This window comes from Duganella kummerowiae (genome assembly GCF_053572355.1).
In genome coordinates, this window is record NZ_JBKFEH010000021.1 from 34,924 (window position 1) to 54,213 (window position 19,290).

At 65.7% G+C, this 19,290-nt stretch carries 17 protein-coding genes; 6 read left to right on the top strand and 11 right to left on the bottom strand.

From position 1 onward, the window contains the following. Positions 1-6: 6 nt before the first annotated feature. The 4 genes from ACLB1G_RS24790 to rarD form a co-directional block, all read right to left on the bottom strand. Positions 7-498 (bottom strand): GNAT family N-acetyltransferase, encoded by a 492-nt coding sequence (locus ACLB1G_RS24790; RefSeq protein ID WP_491629930.1) that lies wholly within the window; start codon positions 496-498, stop codon positions 7-9. After that, positions 452-775 (bottom strand): type II toxin-antitoxin system TacA family antitoxin, encoded by a 324-nt coding sequence (locus ACLB1G_RS24795; RefSeq protein WP_491629931.1) that lies wholly within the window; start codon positions 773-775, stop codon positions 452-454. The genes ACLB1G_RS24790 and ACLB1G_RS24795 overlap by 47 nt, the downstream gene beginning before the upstream one ends. A 125-nt stretch (positions 776-900) precedes the next feature. Further along, complete coding sequence (gene ettA / locus ACLB1G_RS24800; protein ID WP_491629932.1) at positions 901-2,568, bottom strand: energy-dependent translational throttle protein EttA; 1,668 nt, start codon at positions 2,566-2,568, stop codon at positions 901-903. 70 nt (positions 2,569-2,638) lie between these two features. Next, the gene (rarD, locus tag ACLB1G_RS24805; protein WP_491629933.1) at positions 2,639-3,514 is read right to left on the bottom strand and encodes an EamA family transporter RarD; all 876 of its coding nucleotides are present in this window, start codon (positions 3,512-3,514) and stop codon (positions 2,639-2,641) included. A gap of 221 nt (positions 3,515-3,735) precedes the next feature. Between rarD and ACLB1G_RS24810 the strand changes: the two genes are divergently transcribed. Both ACLB1G_RS24810 and ACLB1G_RS24815 read left to right on the top strand, forming a co-directional pair. Further along, positions 3,736-5,613: a potassium transporter Kup gene (locus ACLB1G_RS24810; RefSeq protein WP_491629934.1), complete on the top strand. Its 1,878-nt coding sequence runs from the start codon at positions 3,736-3,738 to the stop codon at positions 5,611-5,613. A 127-nt stretch (positions 5,614-5,740) separates the two neighbouring features. Beyond that, entirely contained in the window at positions 5,741-6,592 is an 852-nt protein-coding gene (locus ACLB1G_RS24815) for an FKBP-type peptidyl-prolyl cis-trans isomerase (RefSeq protein WP_491629935.1), read from the top strand. Between the two features lie 42 nt (positions 6,593-6,634). Here the strand turns inward: ACLB1G_RS24815 and ACLB1G_RS24820 are convergent, their stop codons facing one another. The 5 genes from ACLB1G_RS24820 to ACLB1G_RS24840 form a co-directional block, all read right to left on the bottom strand. Then, positions 6,635-7,534, bottom strand: a complete 900-nt coding sequence (locus ACLB1G_RS24820; RefSeq protein ID WP_491629936.1) for a transposase — start codon at positions 7,532-7,534, stop codon at positions 6,635-6,637. Positions 7,535-7,636: 102 nt separating this feature from the next. Next, positions 7,637-10,045: an ABC transporter permease gene (locus tag ACLB1G_RS24825; RefSeq protein ID WP_491629937.1), complete on the bottom strand. Its 2,409-nt coding sequence runs from the start codon at positions 10,043-10,045 to the stop codon at positions 7,637-7,639. A gap of 14 nt (positions 10,046-10,059) precedes the next feature. Continuing rightward, a complete protein-coding gene (locus tag ACLB1G_RS24830) occupies positions 10,060-12,456 on the bottom strand; it encodes an FtsX-like permease family protein (RefSeq protein ID WP_491629938.1) in 2,397 nt (798 codons plus the stop codon). Beyond that, complete coding sequence (locus ACLB1G_RS24835; protein WP_491629939.1) at positions 12,453-13,133, bottom strand: ABC transporter ATP-binding protein; 681 nt, start codon at positions 13,131-13,133, stop codon at positions 12,453-12,455. The genes ACLB1G_RS24830 and ACLB1G_RS24835 overlap by 4 nt, the downstream gene beginning before the upstream one ends. Before the next feature lie 33 nt (positions 13,134-13,166). After that, positions 13,167-14,456: an efflux RND transporter periplasmic adaptor subunit gene (locus ACLB1G_RS24840; RefSeq protein ID WP_491629940.1), complete on the bottom strand. Its 1,290-nt coding sequence runs from the start codon at positions 14,454-14,456 to the stop codon at positions 13,167-13,169. Positions 14,457-14,646: 190 nt separating this feature from the next. Here ACLB1G_RS24840 and ACLB1G_RS24845 point away from each other — a divergent pair, with 190 nt between their 5' ends. Together ACLB1G_RS24845 and ACLB1G_RS24850 are read left to right on the top strand one after the other, a co-directional pair. Then, the gene (locus tag ACLB1G_RS24845; protein ID WP_491629941.1) at positions 14,647-16,032 is read left to right on the top strand and encodes a sigma-54-dependent transcriptional regulator; all 1,386 of its coding nucleotides are present in this window, start codon (positions 14,647-14,649) and stop codon (positions 16,030-16,032) included. Beyond that, entirely contained in the window at positions 16,022-17,380 is a 1,359-nt protein-coding gene (locus ACLB1G_RS24850) for a sensor histidine kinase (RefSeq protein ID WP_491629942.1), read from the top strand. The genes ACLB1G_RS24845 and ACLB1G_RS24850 overlap by 11 nt, the downstream gene beginning before the upstream one ends. Here the strand turns inward: ACLB1G_RS24850 and ACLB1G_RS24855 are convergent. Further along, positions 17,377-17,838: a GNAT family N-acetyltransferase gene (locus ACLB1G_RS24855; RefSeq protein WP_491629943.1), complete on the bottom strand. Its 462-nt coding sequence runs from the start codon at positions 17,836-17,838 to the stop codon at positions 17,377-17,379. The genes ACLB1G_RS24850 and ACLB1G_RS24855 overlap by 4 nt on opposite strands. Before the next feature lie 69 nt (positions 17,839-17,907). After that, positions 17,908-18,333 (bottom strand): organic hydroperoxide resistance protein, encoded by a 426-nt coding sequence (locus tag ACLB1G_RS24860; protein ID WP_491629944.1) that lies wholly within the window; start codon positions 18,331-18,333, stop codon positions 17,908-17,910. A gap of 237 nt (positions 18,334-18,570) precedes the next feature. On the opposite strand from ACLB1G_RS24860, the gene ACLB1G_RS24865 reads away from it, so the two are divergent. Beyond that, positions 18,571-18,825 carry a type II toxin-antitoxin system Phd/YefM family antitoxin gene (locus ACLB1G_RS24865; protein ID WP_491629945.1) on the top strand — a complete coding sequence of 85 codons (255 nt, stop codon included), beginning with the start codon at positions 18,571-18,573 and terminating at the stop codon, positions 18,823-18,825. Continuing rightward, the gene (locus ACLB1G_RS24870) at positions 18,822-19,250 is read left to right on the top strand and encodes a type II toxin-antitoxin system VapC family toxin (protein ID WP_491629946.1); all 429 of its coding nucleotides are present in this window, start codon (positions 18,822-18,824) and stop codon (positions 19,248-19,250) included. Before ACLB1G_RS24865 ends, ACLB1G_RS24870 begins: the two co-directional genes overlap by 4 nt. Positions 19,251-19,290 lie beyond the last annotated feature (40 nt).

The following is a 19,290-nucleotide window of genomic DNA, read 5'->3' on the forward strand; positions in this document are numbered from 1 at the left end:
TTTGTCTCAAGGGATTTCGTCGATGCGGGTGAACAGTATCTGCGGATCGGACGCCAGCGGTGTAAAACCGTATTTCCGGTAGAAGCCAGCTTGTCCGTCTTTGGCATCGACAAATAGCAGTACATCACCATTTCCGGCGGAAACCTGTTTTATACGCTGCATCGCTTCTTTGAGCAGCAGGGCGCCGACTCCTCTTCCTTGTGCCGTGAGATCGACAGCCAGACGGGCCAGGAGCGCCGTGGGTACATGGACCGGAAATTTTTCTAAAAATTCATCGGGAAGCAAGCTGGTTGGAAAAGGCCGGCGCGCCACCAGCGCGTAGTAGCCCTTCACGACTTGACGCTGGTCGGCAATCACATAGGTCATCGAGCGTCCTTTGCTTGCCGCTTGGCCTGCCTGTGTTTTGAGCCAGACGTTTAGCGCGGCAACGCCGCAATCGAACTGCTCGATGTCATGCCGTTTTTGCTCTTTGTCCAGCGGTTCCGTTAAGTAGCTCATTCTTGTCTACTTCCTTGTAGCGCTCGAACAGATCTACCAGCGCTGGATTAGGCTGCGCTGGTCTCTCCAATGCCTTCATTATTAAATCAGCATCGGCATCGGTAATCTTGATAAAGCGCTCCCTGTCGAGGATACGCTGCGCCTTTTCCAGCGATGCTTGAACGATAAACTGGTTGAGCATCACGCCGCTCAACTCGGCTGCTTCCTTCAGGGTTTCTTCTACGGCTGCAGTAACCCTGGCCGTAATCCGGCCGCGCTCAACTGTGGGATTAGCCATTTTTAATCCTTCCGGCGAGGGTCGCCTATGTTGGCCACTATAGGCTTGCCGAATGCTGGTGTCAAGTTGACACCAGGGAGTCCCGGGCACAAAAAAGCCCGGTCCTTGACCGGGCTTCCGTATGCTTACACCGTGAGCGGCTTGTAGCGGATGCGCTTGGGTTTCGCGCCTTCCTCGCCCAGGCGTTTTTTCTTGTCCGCCTCGTATTCCTGGTAGTTACCGTCAAAGAAGGTCACCTGCGAGTTGCCCTCGAAGGCCAGGATGTGGGTGGCGATGCGGTCCAGGAACCAGCGGTCGTGGGAAATCACCATGACCGAACCGGCGAATTCCAGCAGCGCATCTTCCAGCGCGCGCAGGGTTTCCACGTCCAGGTCGTTGGACGGTTCGTCCAGCAGCAGCACGTTGCCGCCCTTGAGCAGGGTCTTGGCCAGGTGCAAACGGCCGCGCTCACCGCCGGACAGGTTGCCGACGATCTTTTGCTGGTCGCCGCCCTTGAAGTTGAAGCGGCCCAGGTAGGCGCGCGAGGGCATTTCGAAGCGGCCCACGCTCAGCACGTCGGCGCCGCCGGATACGTCCTCGAACACGGTCTTGCTGTCGCTCAGCTTGTCGCGACTCTGGTCCACCAGCGAGATGCGGGCGGTCTGGCCGATCACCACTTCGCCGCTGTCCGGCTTGTCGATGCCGGCGATCATCTTGAACAGCGTCGATTTACCGGCGCCGTTGGGGCCGATAATGCCGACGATGGCGCCCGGCGGGATGGTGAAGGACACGTTATCGAGCAGCAGGCGGTCGCCAAAGCCCTTGGTCACGTTCTTGAACTCGATCACTTCATTGCCCAGGCGCTCGGCCACGGGAATGAAGATTTCCTGGGTTTCGTTGCGCTTCTGGTATTCGTATTCGCTCAGCTCGTTGAAGCGGGCCAGACGGGCCTTGGACTTGGCCTGGCGCGCCTTGGGATTCTGGCGCGACCATTCCAGTTCCTTCTGCAGCGCCTTCTGGCGCGCCGATTCGGTGGCTTCTTCCTGCTTCAAACGGGCCTGTTTCTGGTCCAGCCAGGACGAGTAATTGCCTTTCCACGGAATGCCGTGGCCGCGGTCCAGTTCCAATATCCATTCGGCCGCGTTGTCCAGGAAGTAGCGGTCGTGGGTGATGCCGACCACGGTGCCAGGGAAGCGCACCAGGAATTGCTCCAGCCATTCGACTGATTCGGCGTCCAGGTGGTTGGTGGGCTCGTCCAGCAGCAGCATGTCGGGCTTGGACAGCAGCAGCTTGCACAGCGCCACGCGGCGCTTTTCACCGCCGGACAGCACGCCGATCTTCTGGTCCCAGGGCGGCAGGCGCAGCGCGTCGGCGGCCATTTCCAGCTGCAGGTTGAGGTTGCCGCCATCGGAGGCGGCAATGATGGCTTCCAGGCGCGCCTGCTCGGCGGCCAGGGCGTCGAAGTCGGCGTCTTCCTCGGCGTAGGCGGCGTACACGGCGTCCAGCTTGGCTTGCGCCTCGAAGGCTTCGCCCAGGCCGGATTCCACTTCCTGGCGCACGGTCTTTTCCGGGTCCAGCTGCGGTTCCTGCGGCAGATAGCCGATGTTCAGGCCCGGCATCGGGCGCGCTTCGCCCTGGATGTCGGTATCGATGCCTGCCATAATTTTCAGCAAGGTCGACTTACCGGAGCCGTTCAGGCCCAGCACGCCGATTTTCGCGCCCGGGAAGAAGGACAGCGAGATATCTTTCAAAATCTGGCGCTTGGGCGGGACGATTTTGCCCACGCGGTTCATGGTATAGACGTAATTTGCCATTGAGAATCTCGGTTGATGATAAAAAGACAGGGAAGGACGACAGGATACGATAAATCCCGCCCCCCGCCCACTATTTAGCCTGGCGCGCGACCCACAGGCCTTCGGCCATGTACAGCAGCAGGGCGGCCCAGATGATGACAAAGCCCAGCAGCCGTGCCGGCGGGAAGGCTTCGTGGAAGAACCACACGCCCAGCAGCGCCTGCATGGTGGGCGAGATGTATTGCAGCAGGCCCAGCACCGCCATGGGTATCTTGCGTGCGCCGGCCGCGAACAGCAGCAGTGGGATGGCGGTGATGGGGCCGGCGGCCGCCAGCAGCCAGCGGGTGGTGTCGGACGGTGTGTTGAGGAAGCTGTTGTTGCCGTTCGAGCTCAGCCACAACACATAGGCCAGCGCAGCCGGGAACAGTATCATGGTTTCCAGCGACAAGCCTTCCAGCGCGGCCAGGGCGGCGGTCTTGCGCAGCAGGCCGTAGGCGCCAAAGGTGAGGCCCAGGATCAGGGCAATCCACGGCACCTGGCCGGCCTGCCAGCTGAGCCAGGCCACCCCGGCGGCCGCCACCATGATGGCCATCCACTGTCCCCGTCGCAGCTTTTCCTTCAGCACGAGCAGGCCCAGCAGCACATTCACCAGGGGATTGATGAAGTATCCCAGGCTGGCGTCGATCACATGGCCATTGTTGACCGACCAGATATACACGAACCAGTTGGTGGACAGCAGGATGGCGCTGGCCGCGAAACTGGCCAGCACCCGGGGAGTGGCCAGCACGCGCGGCAGCCACTTCCATTGCTGGCGCACGGTCAGCACCACCACCAGGAAAGCCAGCGACCACAGGATGCGGTGGCCGAGGATTTCCTGGGGCGGCACGCCGCTGATGGCGTGAAAGTACAACGGGAACAAACCCCACAGGAAGAAGGCGAGGGCGGCGTAGAGGATACCTGGATTCATGCGGTGCGTGCGGCGTATGCGGGGAAAAGCCTGCCATTATCTCCCATCCGGACGCTACCTGCCGGGAACGCACCGCATGCTGTCTTTTTGCCATGGAGCGGGCGCTCGGCGTACACTGCGGCTATCGGCCCACAGGACCTGTCAGGCATGCCAAAATATTCTTGCTATTTGCGAAAACCTATCCTATTGTGCAATGCACCAAAACAACAACAGGTGCAATCTTGACCGCGCAACACAAGAAAAGCAGTCTCGCCGCGCTCACGCTGGCGGCCGTCGGCATCGTCTACGGCGACATCGGTACCAGCCCCCTCTACACCCTCAAGACCATCTTCGACCCGGAACACGGGCTCGCGCTGAACACCCCCAACCTGCTCGGCATCGTGTCCCTGATCTTCTGGGGCCTGACCATGATCGTCTCGCTCAAGTACGTGACCCTGGTGCTGCGCGCCGATAACCGCGGCGAGGGCGGCATCATGGCGCTGATGGCGCTGGCCCTGAATTCCGTGCCCAAGCGTTCGCACTGGTCGTACACCCTGATGCTGCTGGGCGTGTTCGGCGCCACCATGTTCTATGGCGACAGCGTGGTCACGCCGGCCATCTCGGTGCTGGGCGCCATCGAGGGCCTGGAAGTGGCGGCGCCGGGGCTGGAGCAGTACATCGTGCCGCTCACCATCATCGTGCTGGTCACCCTGTATTCCGTGCAGCGCCACGGCACGGCCGGCATCGGCCGCTTCTTCGGCCCCATCATGGTGGTGTGGTTCGCGGCGCTGGCCATCATGGGCGTGATCAACATCGCCAAGTCGCCCGAAATCCTGACCGCTTTGAATCCCCTGCACGCCTTCCGCTTCATGCTGGAAAACCGCTACACCGCCTTCGTCGCCCTGGGCGCCGTGGTGCTGGCCTTCACCGGCGCAGAAGCCCTGTATGCCGACATGGGCCACTTCGGCAAGACGCCGATCCGCGCGGCCTGGTTCCTGATCACCTTCCCGGCGCTGGCGCTGAACTACCTGGGCCAGGGCGGCCTGCTGATCGCCCACCCGGATGCGATTTCCAATCCCTTCTTCCAGCAGCTGGGCGCCTGGAGCGTGTACCCGCTGGTGATCCTGTCCACCATGGCGGCGGTGATCGCCTCCCAGGCCACCATTTCCGGCACCTTCTCCATGACCAAGCAGGCCATCGCCCTGGGCCTGCTGCCGCGCATGCGGGTGCTGCACACCTCCGAGAGCGAGATCGGCCAGATCTACATCCCGGTGGTGAACTGGCTGCAGCTGATCGTGGTGCTGATTGCCGTGGTCGGCTTCGGCTCGTCCGACCGCCTGGCCGGCGCCTACGGCATCGCCGTCACCGCCACCATGCTGGCCACCACCTTCATCACCTTCTTCGTGGTGCGCTTCCGCTGGAACTTCCCGCTGTGGGTGGCGCTCAGCGCGACCGGCTTCTTCATCGTGATGGACATCATGCTGTTCTCGGCCAGCACCCTGAAGCTGTTCCACGGCGGCTTCTTCCCGCTGCTGCTGGGTTCCATCCTGTTCACCATCATGCTGACCTGGAAGCATGGCCGCAGGCTGGTGTTCCAGAACCTGCAGAAGCACGCCATTCCGCTGGAGGAGTTCCTGTCCTCGCTGTTCGTGGCCCCGCCCACGCGCGTGTACGGCACCGCCATCTTCCTGCGCGGCGAGAGCGACGGCGTGCCGCATGCGCTGCTGCACAACCTGTCGCACAACAAGGTGCTGCACGAGCGGGTGGTGTTCATCACCGTGCACATCGTGGAAGAGCCCTTCGTGGTCGAGGCCGAGCAGGTCAAGGTGACCGACCTGGGCCACCAGTGCTACCAGCTCAACGTCTACTACGGGTTCAAGGACGAGCCGGACATCCCCAAGGCCCTGCGCCTGTGCGAATGCCTGGGGCTGCCCTTTGAAATGATGGAAACCTCGTTCTTCATCGCCCGCCAGACCGTGATCTCGACGCCAGGTTCCGGCATGGCGCCGTGGCGCGAGCACTTGTTCGTGGCCATGTCGCGCAACGCCCGGGCGGCGGCCGATTACTACCAGATTCCGCCCAACCGGGTAATCGAGCTGGGCACCCAGGTCGAAATCTGACACTAAAATATGTAACCGAATGTAGTGGCCGGGAGGCCGGCGTGACGTTCTGCTAAACTTCTGCTCCGAATGGCGCGCAGGAATGCGGGCGGAAGAGACCAAACAGACAAAGGTAACCATGAAATCGATGTTCCAAGTTATAGCTGCCGTGGCGTGCGCAGTGGTCCTGGCGGCCTGCGGCGGCGGCAGTTCCAAGACCAGCACCGGCACCACCACGACGGTAGCGCAGCCGGCCTTCAAGACCATCGACACCGTGACCGGCACCGGCCTGACGGCGTCCTACGGCGACGTGCTGGTGGTCGATTACGTGGGCTACCTGTACGACGCGACCAAATCGGACTTCAAGGGTTCCAAGATCGACAGCAGCATAGACCGCGCCCAGCCCGAGACCTTCACCCTGGGCGTGGGCGCGCGCCTGGTGGGCTGGGACCAGGGCATCGTCGGCATGCTGGTGGGCGGCAAGCGCACCCTGATCCTGCCGTCGTCGCTGGCCTACGGCGCCACCGCGCGCACCGCGCTGGCCTCGGTCAACGGCAACACCTATGCCCCGATTCCGGCCAATTCGCCGGTGGTGTATGACATTACCCTGATCAGCGTGGTGAAAGCGACCACGCCCGTGACCGTGCCGCCGCCGACCGCGTTGCTGATCCATGACGATACCGTTGGTACCGGCGACGAAGCGGTTGCTGGTAAAACCGTCACGATCAATTACGCCGTATGGCTGTATGATGGCACCCGCGCTAACCTGAAGGGTACGCAAATCGATTCGAGCACCACTTCTGGCGCTTTCACTTTTGTTGTGGATGCAAGCCCGCTGGGCGCGATCGTCGGTGTGAACACAGGCGTGAAAGGATTGAAGGTAGGTGGTACCCGGACCTTGACCATTCCTTCCGACCAAGCTTACGGTACTACCGGTAACAGTTCTGTTCCGCCTAACACAGCGCTGATCTTCACGATGACGCTGACGGCTGTGAAGTAATTGCCGGATCTGCGCAAAAAAAAGCGGCCTGGGCCGCTTTTTTTACGCCTGCAAACCGTCGTGCAAACCGTCGGGGTCAGATCTCTCGTTAGTACATGAGTCCGCTTCTGCTTTGGGATGGTGGATAATTCGGCTGACAGTTTTATAGGAGATGCCAAAATGTGCCGCGATTTCGCGCATCGAGTACACGGTTGAGAGATATGCGTGGACAATGGCTTCGTTCCTGTCTGGATAGCGTAATTCGTATTCCGGCAGTGATAATGCCATGCTGCGGCGCTGTGAACGCGCAACCTCGAATGGCGCGGGCGGCTCGGGGTGTGCAAGATATCGAGCGCAAAAAGCCTCATCCCCAAGCAAAAGCTGGTGGCGCATGGCGCGCAGCGGACTGGGGCGTCCGGAGCCTGCGCGGACAAAATCGGTATATACCGCCCGCGCCGCCGCCGTATCCTGGCTGAACTGCGCCCATATCCATTGCTGATCCAGCCATGACGGAAGGTGCCTCCCATGCAGGGCCAGGTAGTGGCTGCTCCAGCGCCAGTCATCTGCCGAGCACACCAGCTGAGCGCGGACGGGATTCAGAGCGATATAGCGTATCAGCTCCAGCAGGTAAGTCTGCTTTTGCACCAGTATCGCCTTATAGCGGCCCTGGAAAAGATGGCCGACGACTTTATGGCGCCGGTTGAAGTACTGGGTGTAGGCGCCGTTCAGGTCGCGCATGGCACGTGACAGGTTTGCTTCCGGCGTTTCGAGTAGCAGATGGTAGTGATTGGTCATCTCGCAATAGCTGTAGATGATCAGGTTGTGCCTGAGGCACATGGTGTCGAACATCTCTAGCCATCGCTTGCGATCGGCATCATCGCGATAGATTGCGTCTTGCCGGTCGCCACGTGAGGTAACGTGGTAGACGGCATCAGTACATTCGAGTCGGAGTGGACGGACCATCCCGCCATCATATGGAAAGGCCTGCTGGACCTGTTTGATAAAGCTCAGCAGGCGTCTCCAACGGTCTCATGTACTAACGAGAGATCTGACCCCGGTGTTGTCTTAGTCGCGCAGGGCAGCGGCAGGAGCGATGCGTAGCGCGCTCAAGGTGTGGCGGGCGGCGGCCAGTGCCACCACGGCGATGGCGGCCAGCAGGGTCACGGCGATCGGCCACCAGCCCAGCGGCGCGCGTTCGGCAAAGCCGGCCAGATAGCGCTGTACGGCCACCATCGCCGGCGCCAGGCCGAGCAGGGCGGCGGCGGCCGTCAGCCACAGGAATTCGCGTCCCAGCAGCAGCGCGATGGCGCGGCGGCCGGCGCCGTGCAGCTTGCGCATCACGATCTCGCGCGCGCGGCGCTGCACTGCCTGCGCCGCCAGCACATACACGCCGCAGGCCGCCAGCGCGAACACCACGCCGCTGGACCAGGCCAGCAGGCGCGCCACCCGCACATCTTCCGCATAGCCCTGAGCAAGATAGCTGGAGGCGTGCTGCGCCGCCAGCGGCTGGCCGGGAAAGTGGCGCTGCCACGCCGCTTCGATGGCGGCCAGCGCCGCCGTATCGCGGATGTCGGCCATGCGCAGCGTCAGCGTGCGGTCGCCGCTGCCTATCCTGTACATGGTGGGTCGTACCGGATCGCGCAGGGTCTGCCAGCGCAGCTCGGGCGCCACGCCCACGATCTGCAGTTCCCTGCCGTTCAGCCATGTGCCGAGCGCCTGCAGCGGCGACGCGATCCCCAGCGCCCTCACGGCCGCCATGTTGACCACGATGCCGCTGGCGCTGGCGTCCCGCTCGATGCGCGTATCGAGCATGCGCCCGGCCAGTGGGCGCACGCCGTAGACGCCGAAGAATTCCGCGCCCACCTGGCGTATCGACATCGGCACGGCGCGGCCATCCGGACCTTGCACGGTCTGGCTGGCGCGGGTGCCGCCATCCTCGTCGCGGCCCGGCACGGTGCGGCTCAGCGCCGCGCCCAGCACGCCCGGGACGCGGGCCGCGGCCTCGCGCAAGGCGCCGTTGGCGGCGTCGTCGGCCTGCCGGGGCAGTTCCAGCACCAGCAGCGGCGCCGGATCGAAGCCGGCCGGCGCCTGGCTCGCATAGCGCGTCTGCCAGGCGATGGACAGCGCGATGCTGCCCAGCCCCATAGCCGCCGCCAGCTGCAGCACCGCCAGCGTGCGGCGCAGGCGTGCGCCGCCTGGCGTGTCGCCGCTGCGGCGCGACAGCGCCTGGAGCATGTCCACGCCGCGCGCCAGCCAGCCGGGATAGGCGCCCGCCAGCAGGCCCACTGCGGCGCCCAGCAGCAGGAAGAGGGTCACCGCACCGGGGGTGTACAGGCCATCCAGCTGGCGCTCCACCAGCGCGGCAAAGGAGGGCAGCAGCAGCCACGCCAGCAGCATGCCCAGTACAGTCGCGCACAGCGCCACCAGCAGGGCCTCGGCCATGAATTGCGCCAGCAGCTGCGGGGCCGAGGCGCCCAGAACGCGGCGCATGGCGATCTCGCGCTGGCGCCGCAGCGTGCGCACCGCCGCCAGGCTGACGTAGTTGAACACCGCCAGCGCCAGTATCAGCAAGCCGACCGCGCCCAGGCCCAGCACCACGCGGCGGTCGCCGCGCTGCCCGGCGCCTATGGTGTTGGCGACCGAGGTGTCGAAGTAGGCGTCCTTGAGCGAGCCGAGTCCGATGTCCACCAGCTTGCGCCCGCCCAGCCCCACGCGCTGCTCGGGCGGAATGGCGCTCTGCCACGGCGCGTGGTCGGTGGCGTTCTGCAGGGCGGCGGCCAGCGCCTCTGCCGTCAGCCCGGGACCGGCCTTGAGGTAGATCTTGCCGTTGATGCCCATCCAGTTGGCCAGCGCCGCATCGCGCTCGGCAGCCGGCCATAGCGATGTGCCCATGCCCACCAGCGCCGTGTAGGGCACGACGGTGTTGGACGGCGGATCGTGCAGGATGGCGCGCACCCGCAGCAGCTGCCGGTCCAGCTGCACGGTGCGGTCCAGCGCATCAATGCGGCCGAACAGGCGCAGCGCGGCCTGTTCGGTGAGGGCCAGGCCATCCGGCCGGGTCAGCGCCGCATGCAGGTCGCCGGCCTTGGCGCGCAGCCCGAAGATCTGCTCGAAAGCGGGATCGACCACGGTCAGTTCCGCCTCCTGCTCGCGGCCATCCTGCCGCAGCGTGGCCTTGCGCGGCCAGTACGCGCTGGCTTCCAGCGGCAGGCCGCTGCGCAGCGCCACCTCGCGCAGCGCGAACGGGGTGTACTCCAGCCACTGCGGCTGCGGGATGAAATTGAGCCTGTGCTTGACCACGTAGATGCGCTCGCGTTCCGGCACATGCTCGTCGTAGCTGTAGCAATAGCGCACATAGCCGAGCAGCAGGAAGCAGACCGCAAACCCCAGCGCCAGTCCCAGGATGGCGATGGCGGAAAACGCCGGCTGCTGCCTGAGCAGCCGCCAGCCGATACGAAAATCGCGTAAGTGCATGTTCTCTCCTCTGTTCAGTCGCGCAGGGCCAGCGCGGGAGACAGCCGCAGCGCGGCCAGCGTGTGCCGTGCCGTGGCCAGCAGCGCCACCAGCATGGCCAAGAGCAGCGCCGCCGCCAGCGACCAGTGGCCGGCGGGCGCGCGCTCCACGAAGCCGTCCAGGTAGCGCTGGATGGCGGCCGCCGCCAGCGGTAGTCCGAGCAGCGCGCCCATACCCACCAGCAGGGCGAACTCGCGTCCTACCAGGCGCGCGATGGCGCCCTTGCCCGCGCCGTGCAGCTTGCGCATCACGATCTGCCGCTCCTGGCGCTGTACGCTGCTGGCTGACAGCACATAGATGCCGAATGCCGCCAGCACGATCGCAAGCGCGCTGCCGACCGCCAGGATGATGGCCAGTCGCCGGTCCTGGTCGTACTGCGCGCCCAGCAGACCCGCTTCCGTGTGCAGCTCCATGATCTGGTCAGGAAAGTGCTGCCGCCACAGCGGTTCGATGGCGTGGTACAGCTGCGCCGCACTGGTACTGCTGCGTATCGTCAGCACGTTTTGCTGCTCCAGCCTGTACATGATGGGGCCGCCGGCCTGGCGCATGGACTGGAAGCGGATTTCCGGTGCGATGCCGATGATGGTGCTGCCGTCTCGCGCCAGCTTGCCGACCGCCTCGTATGGCGTGGCAAAGCCCAGCAGCCGCGCGGCGGCGGCGTTGAGCACCACCGCCTTGCTGTCTTCCCGGTCCTGGTCCGGATCGAACAGGCGGCCGGACACGGGATGCAGCTGGTGCTGGCTGAACCAGGAGGCGCTGACCGACTTGTATTCGAGCCGGACGTCGCGTCCATCGCGCGTGGTCAGGCTGCCGATCATCTTCAGGCCGTCGCGCCCCACCGCATCGGAAATCGAGGCCACGCCTTGAATGCCGGGCAGGCGCTCCAGCGCCCGCTGGAAGGCCCGCGCCTGCTGGCGGCTGGCGTCCGACAGGTCCGGCGGCAGGTCCAGCACCAGCAGTCCGGCGGGATCGAAACCGGGTGACGCAGTACTGGCATACCAGGTCTGCCACCCCACCGCCAGCGTGGTGGCGCCGAGCGCGATGGCGGCCGCGAACTGCGCCACGGTCAGCGCGCGCCGCAGCCAGCGCCCGCTGCCGCGCTCCGCATTGCCGCGCCCTGCCAGCGCCAAGCCGGGCCATATGCCCAGCGCGCACCAGGCCGGATAAGCGCCCGCCAGCATCCCGGTCAGCAGCGCCGCCAGCAGCATGGCGGCGCAGTGCTGCGGGGTGAAAATGCCGGCCAGCGGGCGCTGCACCAGCTCGGAAAGCAGCGGCAGCGCCAGCCACGCCAGCAGCAGTCCGGCAACCACCGCCAGCAGCGCCACCAGCACCGACTCCGCCAGGAACTGCCGCACCAGCGGCCCGGTACCCGCGCCCAGCACCTTGCGCAGGGCGATCTCGCGCTGGCGCCGCAGCATGCGCACGGTGGTCAGGTTGACGTAGTTGATGGCTGCCAGCGCCAGTATCAGCAGGGCCAGCGCGGCCAGGCCGTAGACGGTGGCGCGCTGGCCGTGCTGGCCGGCGTTGCGTCCCGTGGCCAGGCCGGGATCGAAGTACAGCTGCGCCAGCGGCAGCAGGGCGATATCGGTCACATTGCGCTCGCCCAGCGAACGGCCCATGGCGGAGGCGCGCGCCTGGCGCTCGTGCGGCGTATCGTTCAGGGCTTGCTGCAACAGGCGCGTGAGGGTGGCGGCATCGGCGCCCCGGTTCAGCTTCAGGTACAGCGTGGCGCGGCCATTGCCCTCATATGCCTGGGCGCGCTGCGCTGCAGGCCACAGCACGCTGGCGCTGCCCACCAGCGCTTCGTAGGGTATCGATGTGTTGGCCGGATGGTCGGGCAGGATGGCGCGCACCTGCAGCGCCTTGCCGTCCACGTGCAGCACCCGGCCCAGCGGTGGTGCGGACCCGAACAGCCTGGCGGCGGCAGAGCGCGTCAGCGCCACGCCATCGGGACTGGCCAGCGTGGCGCGCAGGTCGCCCTGCAGCGCGGCGACGCCAAAGATATCGGCGAAATCGCCATCGACCATGCGCAGGTTCAGGCGCGACAGGCGCCCGCCATGGCGCACCGGCTGCTCCACATCCCGAACGATGGTGCTGGCCTCCACCATGCCGCTGCGCTGCGCATCGCGCTGCACGGACAGGAAGGCATAGTTCTGCCAGTCGGGACGCGGGAATACATTGATGCGCTGCGTGACCGCGAACACGCGCTCGCGCTGCGGCACCTGGCTGTCGTAATCCAGGCAGTAGCGCACATAGCCCAGCAGCAGGAAGCAAGCGGCAAAGCCCAGCGCCAGGCCGCACAGCACCACGGCCGTGTAGGCCGGCTGCTGCACTAGCTGCCGCCAGCCGATGCGGAAGTCGGACAGCCTCATGCCGCTTGCAGGGCGTCGACCATGATGCGGCCATCCAGCAGGCGCAGGGTGCGCGAGGCTTGCGCCGCGTGGTCCGGCGAGTGCGTCACCATCACCACGGTGGTGCCTTCGGCGTTGATGTCGCGCAGCAGGCGCATCACCTCGTTGCCGTGGGCCGTGTCCAGGTTGCCGGTCGGTTCGTCGGCCAGCAGCACGGCCGGACCGGCCACCAGCGCGCGCGCGATGGCCACGCGCTGCTGCTGGCCGCCGGACAGCTGCGAAGGACGGTGCCCGGCGCGGTGCGCCACGCCCAGCTTGTCCAGCATGGCCGAGACCCGCTCGCGCCGCTCGCGCGCCGGCGTGCCGTTGTATTCCAGCGCCAGTTCCACGTTCTCGAACACGGTCAGTTCCTCGATCAGGTTGAAGCTCTGGAAAATGAAGCCGATGCGGCCGCGCCGCAGCGCGTTCAGGCGCGATTCGCTCCAGCCGGCCACGTTCTGGCCTTCGAACCAGTAGTCGCCCTCGGTCGGCACGTCGAGCAGGCCGAGTAGCCCGAGCAGCGTCGATTTGCCGCAGCCGGAAGGGCCGGTGATGGCGAGGTATTCGCCTGCCTCGATATCCAGGTCGATGCGGTCCAGCGCCCTGGTCTGGATTTCCCCTGCCTGGTGGATTTTGCTGACGCCTGCGAGTTTGAGCATGTGCTGAGCCTCTGGTTGGTAGTGGGTGAGAATTTACTGTGTAATCTGCAGCCTGGGTGAATTTCCGTAGGCCGCGTAGCTGGACAGGATCACCTTGTCGCCCGGCGCCAGCCCTTGCAGCACTTCGATCTGCGCGTTGTTGCGGCGGCCGGTGCGGATCGCGCGCCGCACCACCTGGCCATCGCCTTCCAGCACGTAGACCCAGGCGCCGCCGCTGTCGTTGATGAAGGCCCCATTGGGCAGCAGCAGGGCGGGCGAGGGCTGGCCCAGCGTGACCTGCGCATCCAGGCTCTGGCCGGGATTGAGCACGGGCGGCTGGCCGGCCGTGAACACCAGCTCCACGGTAAAGCGGCCGTCCTTGATCTGGGGGTAGATGGTACGCACCTCGACCGGGTAGCTGCGGCCATCCTGCTGCACGCTGCCGCGCCGCCCGATGGCCACGCGGTTCAGGTAAAACTCGTCCACCCTGGCGGACAGCTTGAAACGCGCGGGATCGTCGATGCGGCCCACGTTCTTGCCGGTGGCGATGGATTCGCCCACCTGCAGGCGGAAGTCGGTCAGGCGGCCCGCGACCGGCGCGCGCACGGCCAGCGCATCCACGGTGGCGCTGACCAGCTTCAAGCCGGTGCTGAGGCCATCGATGGCGGTCTTCAACTGGCGCAAGGCGTCGCGCCGCACGCCGGATTCGGTGCATTCGGCGCGCACTTCCTGGTCCAGCACATGCTGCTGCTGCGCCAGCCGGTCGCCGGATTCTTCCAGCGCGACGGCGGAGATAAACCCTTGCGCCGCCAGCCGCACGTTGCGCGCGTGCTGCTTGCGCGCCTGCTCCAGCGCAAAGCGCAAGTCGTCCAGGCGGCGCTGGTGGTCGCTGCCGGACGCCTCCTGGGCCACGCGCAGGTTGGACAGGTTGGAAATCTGCTGCGCATGCTCGGCCTGGCGCGCCAGCAGTTCCAGGTTGCGCTGCGGGTTGGAGATGCGGAACAGCAGTTGTCCCTGTTTCACCAGTGCGCCATCGCTGGCATAGACTTCCTCGATGCGGCCCGATTCCACCGAATCGAGTATCACGGAGCTGAGCGGCTCGGCGCTGGCGCGCACCACGATATCGTCCACGAACACGCCGCGCTCGGCCACGCCCATGCGCAGCTCGGCGGCAGGCACCTGCAGCCCGCGCGGCATGGCTAGCCATAGCGCGTAGGCGGCCACGCACAGCGCGACGACGCCGGCCGCCGCCAGGGCGATGGCCTTGCCGCGCTTGCGCGGCACCACGGTATCCATGGCGGCGCCGCTGGCGGGAGGTGGAAGCTTGGGGTGCGGTGTGCTCATGGCCGCTGTTCTGCAAGGCCTGTGCCAGGGCCGAAAAGCCCGTATTTGCGGGCGTTGCGTGGCGCCGCTGTTCATTTCCGGACACTAGCGGCACCGGCCCGATGTCCGCTGTCGAACACACGGCAAAAGCCCTGTCACAAGCGCAAAAGCTGCTGCTAGAATGCGTCACCAACCACCCGCAAGCACACCGATGGCCGATGCATCTTCCCACGTTCTGATACTGGACGACGACGCCGATGTCGCCTGCGCGGCCCAGCTGCTGCTGCGGCGCCGCCACGGCAAGGTGGAGACGCTGAGCGATCCGGCGCGCCTGGCCGCGCTGCTGGCGCAGACCGTGCCGGACGTGGTGCTGCTGGACCTCAATTTCACACCCGGCCTGATCGACGGCGCCGAAGGCCTGGCGCTGCTGGACCTGCTGCGCGGCCGTCCGCATCCGCCGGCCGTGATCGCGATGACGGCGTATGCCGGCGTGCCGCTGGCGGTGGAGGCGCTCAAGCGCGGCGCCAGCGATTTCATCACCAAGCCCTGGGACAATGCGCGCCTGGTTGCGGCCGTGGACAGCGCGCTGGCGCGCCGCGCAGCCACCGCCGGCGCGGGCAAGGCGATACCGGAGCTGATGGGCGATGCCGCCCCCATGCGCGAGCTGAAAGCCATGATTGCCAGCGTGGCGCCGACCGAGGCCAATGTCATGGTGCTGGGCGAGAACGGCGTCGGCAAGGAGCTTGTGGCGCGCGCCATCCATGCCGCCTCGCGCCGCGCTTCCGGCACGCTGCTGGCGGTGGACATGGGCGCGCTGCCGGAATCGACGTTCGAGAGCGAGTTGTTCGGCCACCGCAAGGGCGCCTTCACCGACGCGCGCTCGGACCGCGCCGGACGCTTCCAGGCCGCGCGCGGCGGCACGCTGTTCCTGGACGAGATAGGCAACATGCCGCTGGCCGCGCAAGCCAAGCTGCTGACGGCGCTGGAGCGGCGCGAAGTGACGCCGGTCGGTGCCGACAAGCCGGAAGCCATCGACGTGCGCATCATCAGCGCCACCAACCTGGAGGAGGCGCGGCTGTTCGATCCGTCCGTGTTCCGCGCCGACCTGCTGTTCCGGCTCAACACCATCGTGCTGCGCGTACCGCCGCTGCGCGAACGGCGCGAGGATATCGCCATGCTGCTGCGGCATTACCTGTCGCTGTACGAGCAGCAGTACCAGCGCCCGCCGCGCGGGATCGATGCGGCGGCGCTGGCCGCGCTGCAGCGCCACGACTGGCCCGGCAACGTACGCGCGCTGCGCCATGCCTGCGAACGCGCCGTCATCCTGGGCCGCGATGCGCAATACGTCATCACTGATTTCGGCCTGCCCGGTGCGTCACTGTCATCTGCTGGTGTCACTGCACCGGAAGACATTCCTGTTTCGACCGCTGCCGAAGTCGCCCATGTCCTGCGCGCCGACCAGACGCTGGATGCGCTGGAGCGCGACGCCATCGCCGCTGCGCTGCGCCAGTTCAACGGCAATATCAGCCATGCCGCCAAAATGCTGGGCATCAGCCGCGCGGCGCTGTACCGCAAGCTGGAAAAGCATGGCATCTGAACGCGGCCTGAAGTCCGCCATCCTTGGCAGCGCTGCCGCGATGGCGGCGGCGGCTGGCGGTGCAGGCTACTTCATCGCACTGTCCTCTCCGCGCGCCGCCGTGCTGTGCGGATTGGCAGCGCTGCTGCCGCTGCCCCTGCTGGCCCGCGCCCTGGCCGGTCTGAGCGTGCGCCTGCCGCGCATGGAAGATGGTCCATCGCCAGTCCGTGTTGAAGACGCCCAATCCGCGAGTGATACGGCAGCTTTGCTGGAAGCCACGCTGGAACATGCTCCCATCGCCTTGTTCCGCATTGAGGCCGCCGGCGCCGCCACCGCTCCCGCCGCCACCGCCGGCACTGCTATCGCCACTGCGGACCACGGCACCACCACCATCGGCACGGCCAACACCAGCATGGCCAACACCAGCATGGCCACCACCACTGCCACCACCACCGTCGCGCCGCTGAATACCAGCGCGCGCCGCCTGCTGGCGCCCGGGCGCGCCGCCGAGCCGCAAGCCCTGTACCAGCTGTTGTCCGCCCAGCCAGCCGGGCAGCGCACCCTGGTCAGCTTCGACACCGAGCGCGGCGTCGAGCGCGCCCTGCTGGCCGTTTCCGCCTTGAGCGTGCAGGGCAGCGCCCAGCGCCTGGCCGCGCTGATGCCGGTGGAAAGCGAGCTGGAAGCGGAAGCGATGAACGCCTGGCGCGAACTGGTGCAGGTGCTGACCCACGAAATCATGAATTCGCTCACGCCGGTGGCTTCGCTGTCGCGCACCGCGCGCGACCTGGTGGAGGAAATCAGGCCGCAGCTGCAGCCGGACTTGCACGCTGACCTTGATACCGCGCTGGACGCCGTCGCGCGCCGCGCCGCCAGCCTGGTGGACTTCGTGGCGGGCTACCGCAGCCTGTCGACGCTGCCGCCGCCGCAAGCAGAGCCGGTGCGGCTGGAACACCTGTTCCAGCGCCTGCACGCGCTGCTGGCGCCGGAATGGCTGCAGCGCGGCGGCCGCCTCGGCTTCTCGGTGGAGCCCGCGTCACTGGAATTGATGGCCGATCCCGGCCAACTGGAACAGGCCCTGATCAACCTGCTGAAGAATGCAGCCGACGCCACCCAGGCCGTGGCCCAACCCATGGTCAGCGTGAGTGCGCGCCTCGTCCGGGGCGGGCGGCTGCGCATCGAAGTGCTGGATAACGGGTCCGGCGTGCCCGATGCGCTGGCTTCGCACATCTTCACGCCCTTCTTCTCGACCAAAAAGCAGGGCCGGGGCATAGGCCTGGCGCTGGTGCGCCGCCTGGTGCACGGCAATGGCGGCACGGTGCGCTACGCGCGTTCGGTCAGCGCCGGCGCGCGCTTCCTGCTGACGTTTTAATCGGCCGCGCGCAGCATATCGATGTGCATGATGCCGTCCTCATCGTACGGTTCCGTGACGGTCACGAAGCCGAATCCCTGGTAGAACTTCTCCAGCCGGTGCTGGGCGCCGATGCGGATCGCGTGGCCGGGATACTGCGCCACCGCGCGCCGTATGCCCTCGGCCACCAGCTGGCGGCCGATGCCGGTACCGCGCGAGGAAGCGGGCGTCAGGATGCGGCCCAACGACATTTCCTCGTATTTCAAGCCGGGCGGCAGGCAGCGCAGGTAGGCGGCCAGTTCGCGCTTGCCCTCCACTTCGCGCCATGCCATCAGGTGGTGGCAATGCGGATCGAGGCCGTCCATGTCGGGATACAAGCAGGTTTGCTCCAGCACGAACACCTGCTGGCGCTGCAGCAGGACCTCGTACAGGTCGGATGGGGAGATGTCGTTGAAGGCGAGCCAGTGCCAGGAGATCATGGGCGTTCCGCGCGTGAGTCGAAACGCCCATTGTAAGGCACGGCCCCGGGGAGGGGCCGGATGTGTTGCTTAGACGATGGTCAGGGTCACGTCGATGTTGCCACGGGTGGCGTTCGAGTACGGGCACACGATGTGGGCGGCGTCCACCAGTTTCTGGGCGGTTTCGCGGTCCACGCCGGGCAGCGAGATTTTCAGTTCGGCTTCGATGCCGAAACCGGTCGGGAGCGGGCCGATGCCCACGGTGGCTTCGATCGAAGCATCGGCCGGCACGGCGATCTTGTCGCGGGCGCCGACGAATTTCAGGGCGCCGATGAAGCAGGCCGAGTAGCCGGCGGCGAACAGCTGTTCCGGGTTGGTGCCGACCGCGCCGGCGCCGCCCAGTTCTTTCGGGGTGGTCAGTTTGACGTCCAGCACGCCATCGGACGAGACGGACTTGCCTTCACGGCCGCCGGTGGAGGTGGAAGTTGCGCGGTACAGGACTTTTTCGAGCGACATGATGAATCTCCTTTTCGGGGTGAGTGTCTGACTACTTAGGTTCAGCGCCGTGTTTGCAGCGCCCATGTGCACACTATAAATCGCTCACAATTGAATAGCAAGCGATTTATATATGAATTTTTACTATGGCAAGCATAGCCTTTTGCTACTGGAGTTCAATGCCTCTTTGGTGGGGACTTGCGCGGGCGGAGCAAACGTAGCAACATGCCTACATGAACGACAGGGCGAGAGGCATACATGACCATTACGACGCTGTCCAGCCGCGAGCTGAACCAAGACGTGGCGCGCGCCAAGAAGGCGGCCAGGGATGGCCCGGTCTTCATCACGGATCGGGGCAAGCCGGCCCACGTACTGCTGACCTTTGAAGATTACCAGCGGCTTACCGGGCAGCGTCGCAATATCGCGGATGCCTTGGCCATGCCTGATGCCGCAGACATCGAGTTCGATACTCCGCCCGTCGATCTCGGCATCCGTGCTGCTGATTTCTCATGATGTACGTTCTCGATACTAACGTCGTATCGGAGTTGCGCAAGGTCGCGGCAGGCAAGGCCGATCCGAATGTAAAGGCTTGGGCTGAAAGCGTTGACGCCAGCCAGCTGTACATATCCGCTATCACCGTCATGGAGTTGGAGCTCGGGGTCCTGGCGCTGGAGCGCAAGGACCCAGTCCAGGGGGCTGTTCTTCGAACATGGTTGGAGCGGCATGTCCTGCCCGAGTTTGTAGGGAGAGTAGTCGCGGTGGATACTGCCGCGGCACAGCGCTGGGCCAGGCTGCATGTTCCCAATAAGCGTAGTGAACGGGACGCCTTGATTGCCGCCACGGCGCTGCAGCACGGCATGACGGTTGTCACCCGCAATGTCGGCGATTTCCTGTCCACGGGCGCGGCCATCCTCAATCCGTGGGACCAACAACTTTGATGCGCATCCGCCCAGGAGTAATCGATGCTGAAACACTGGT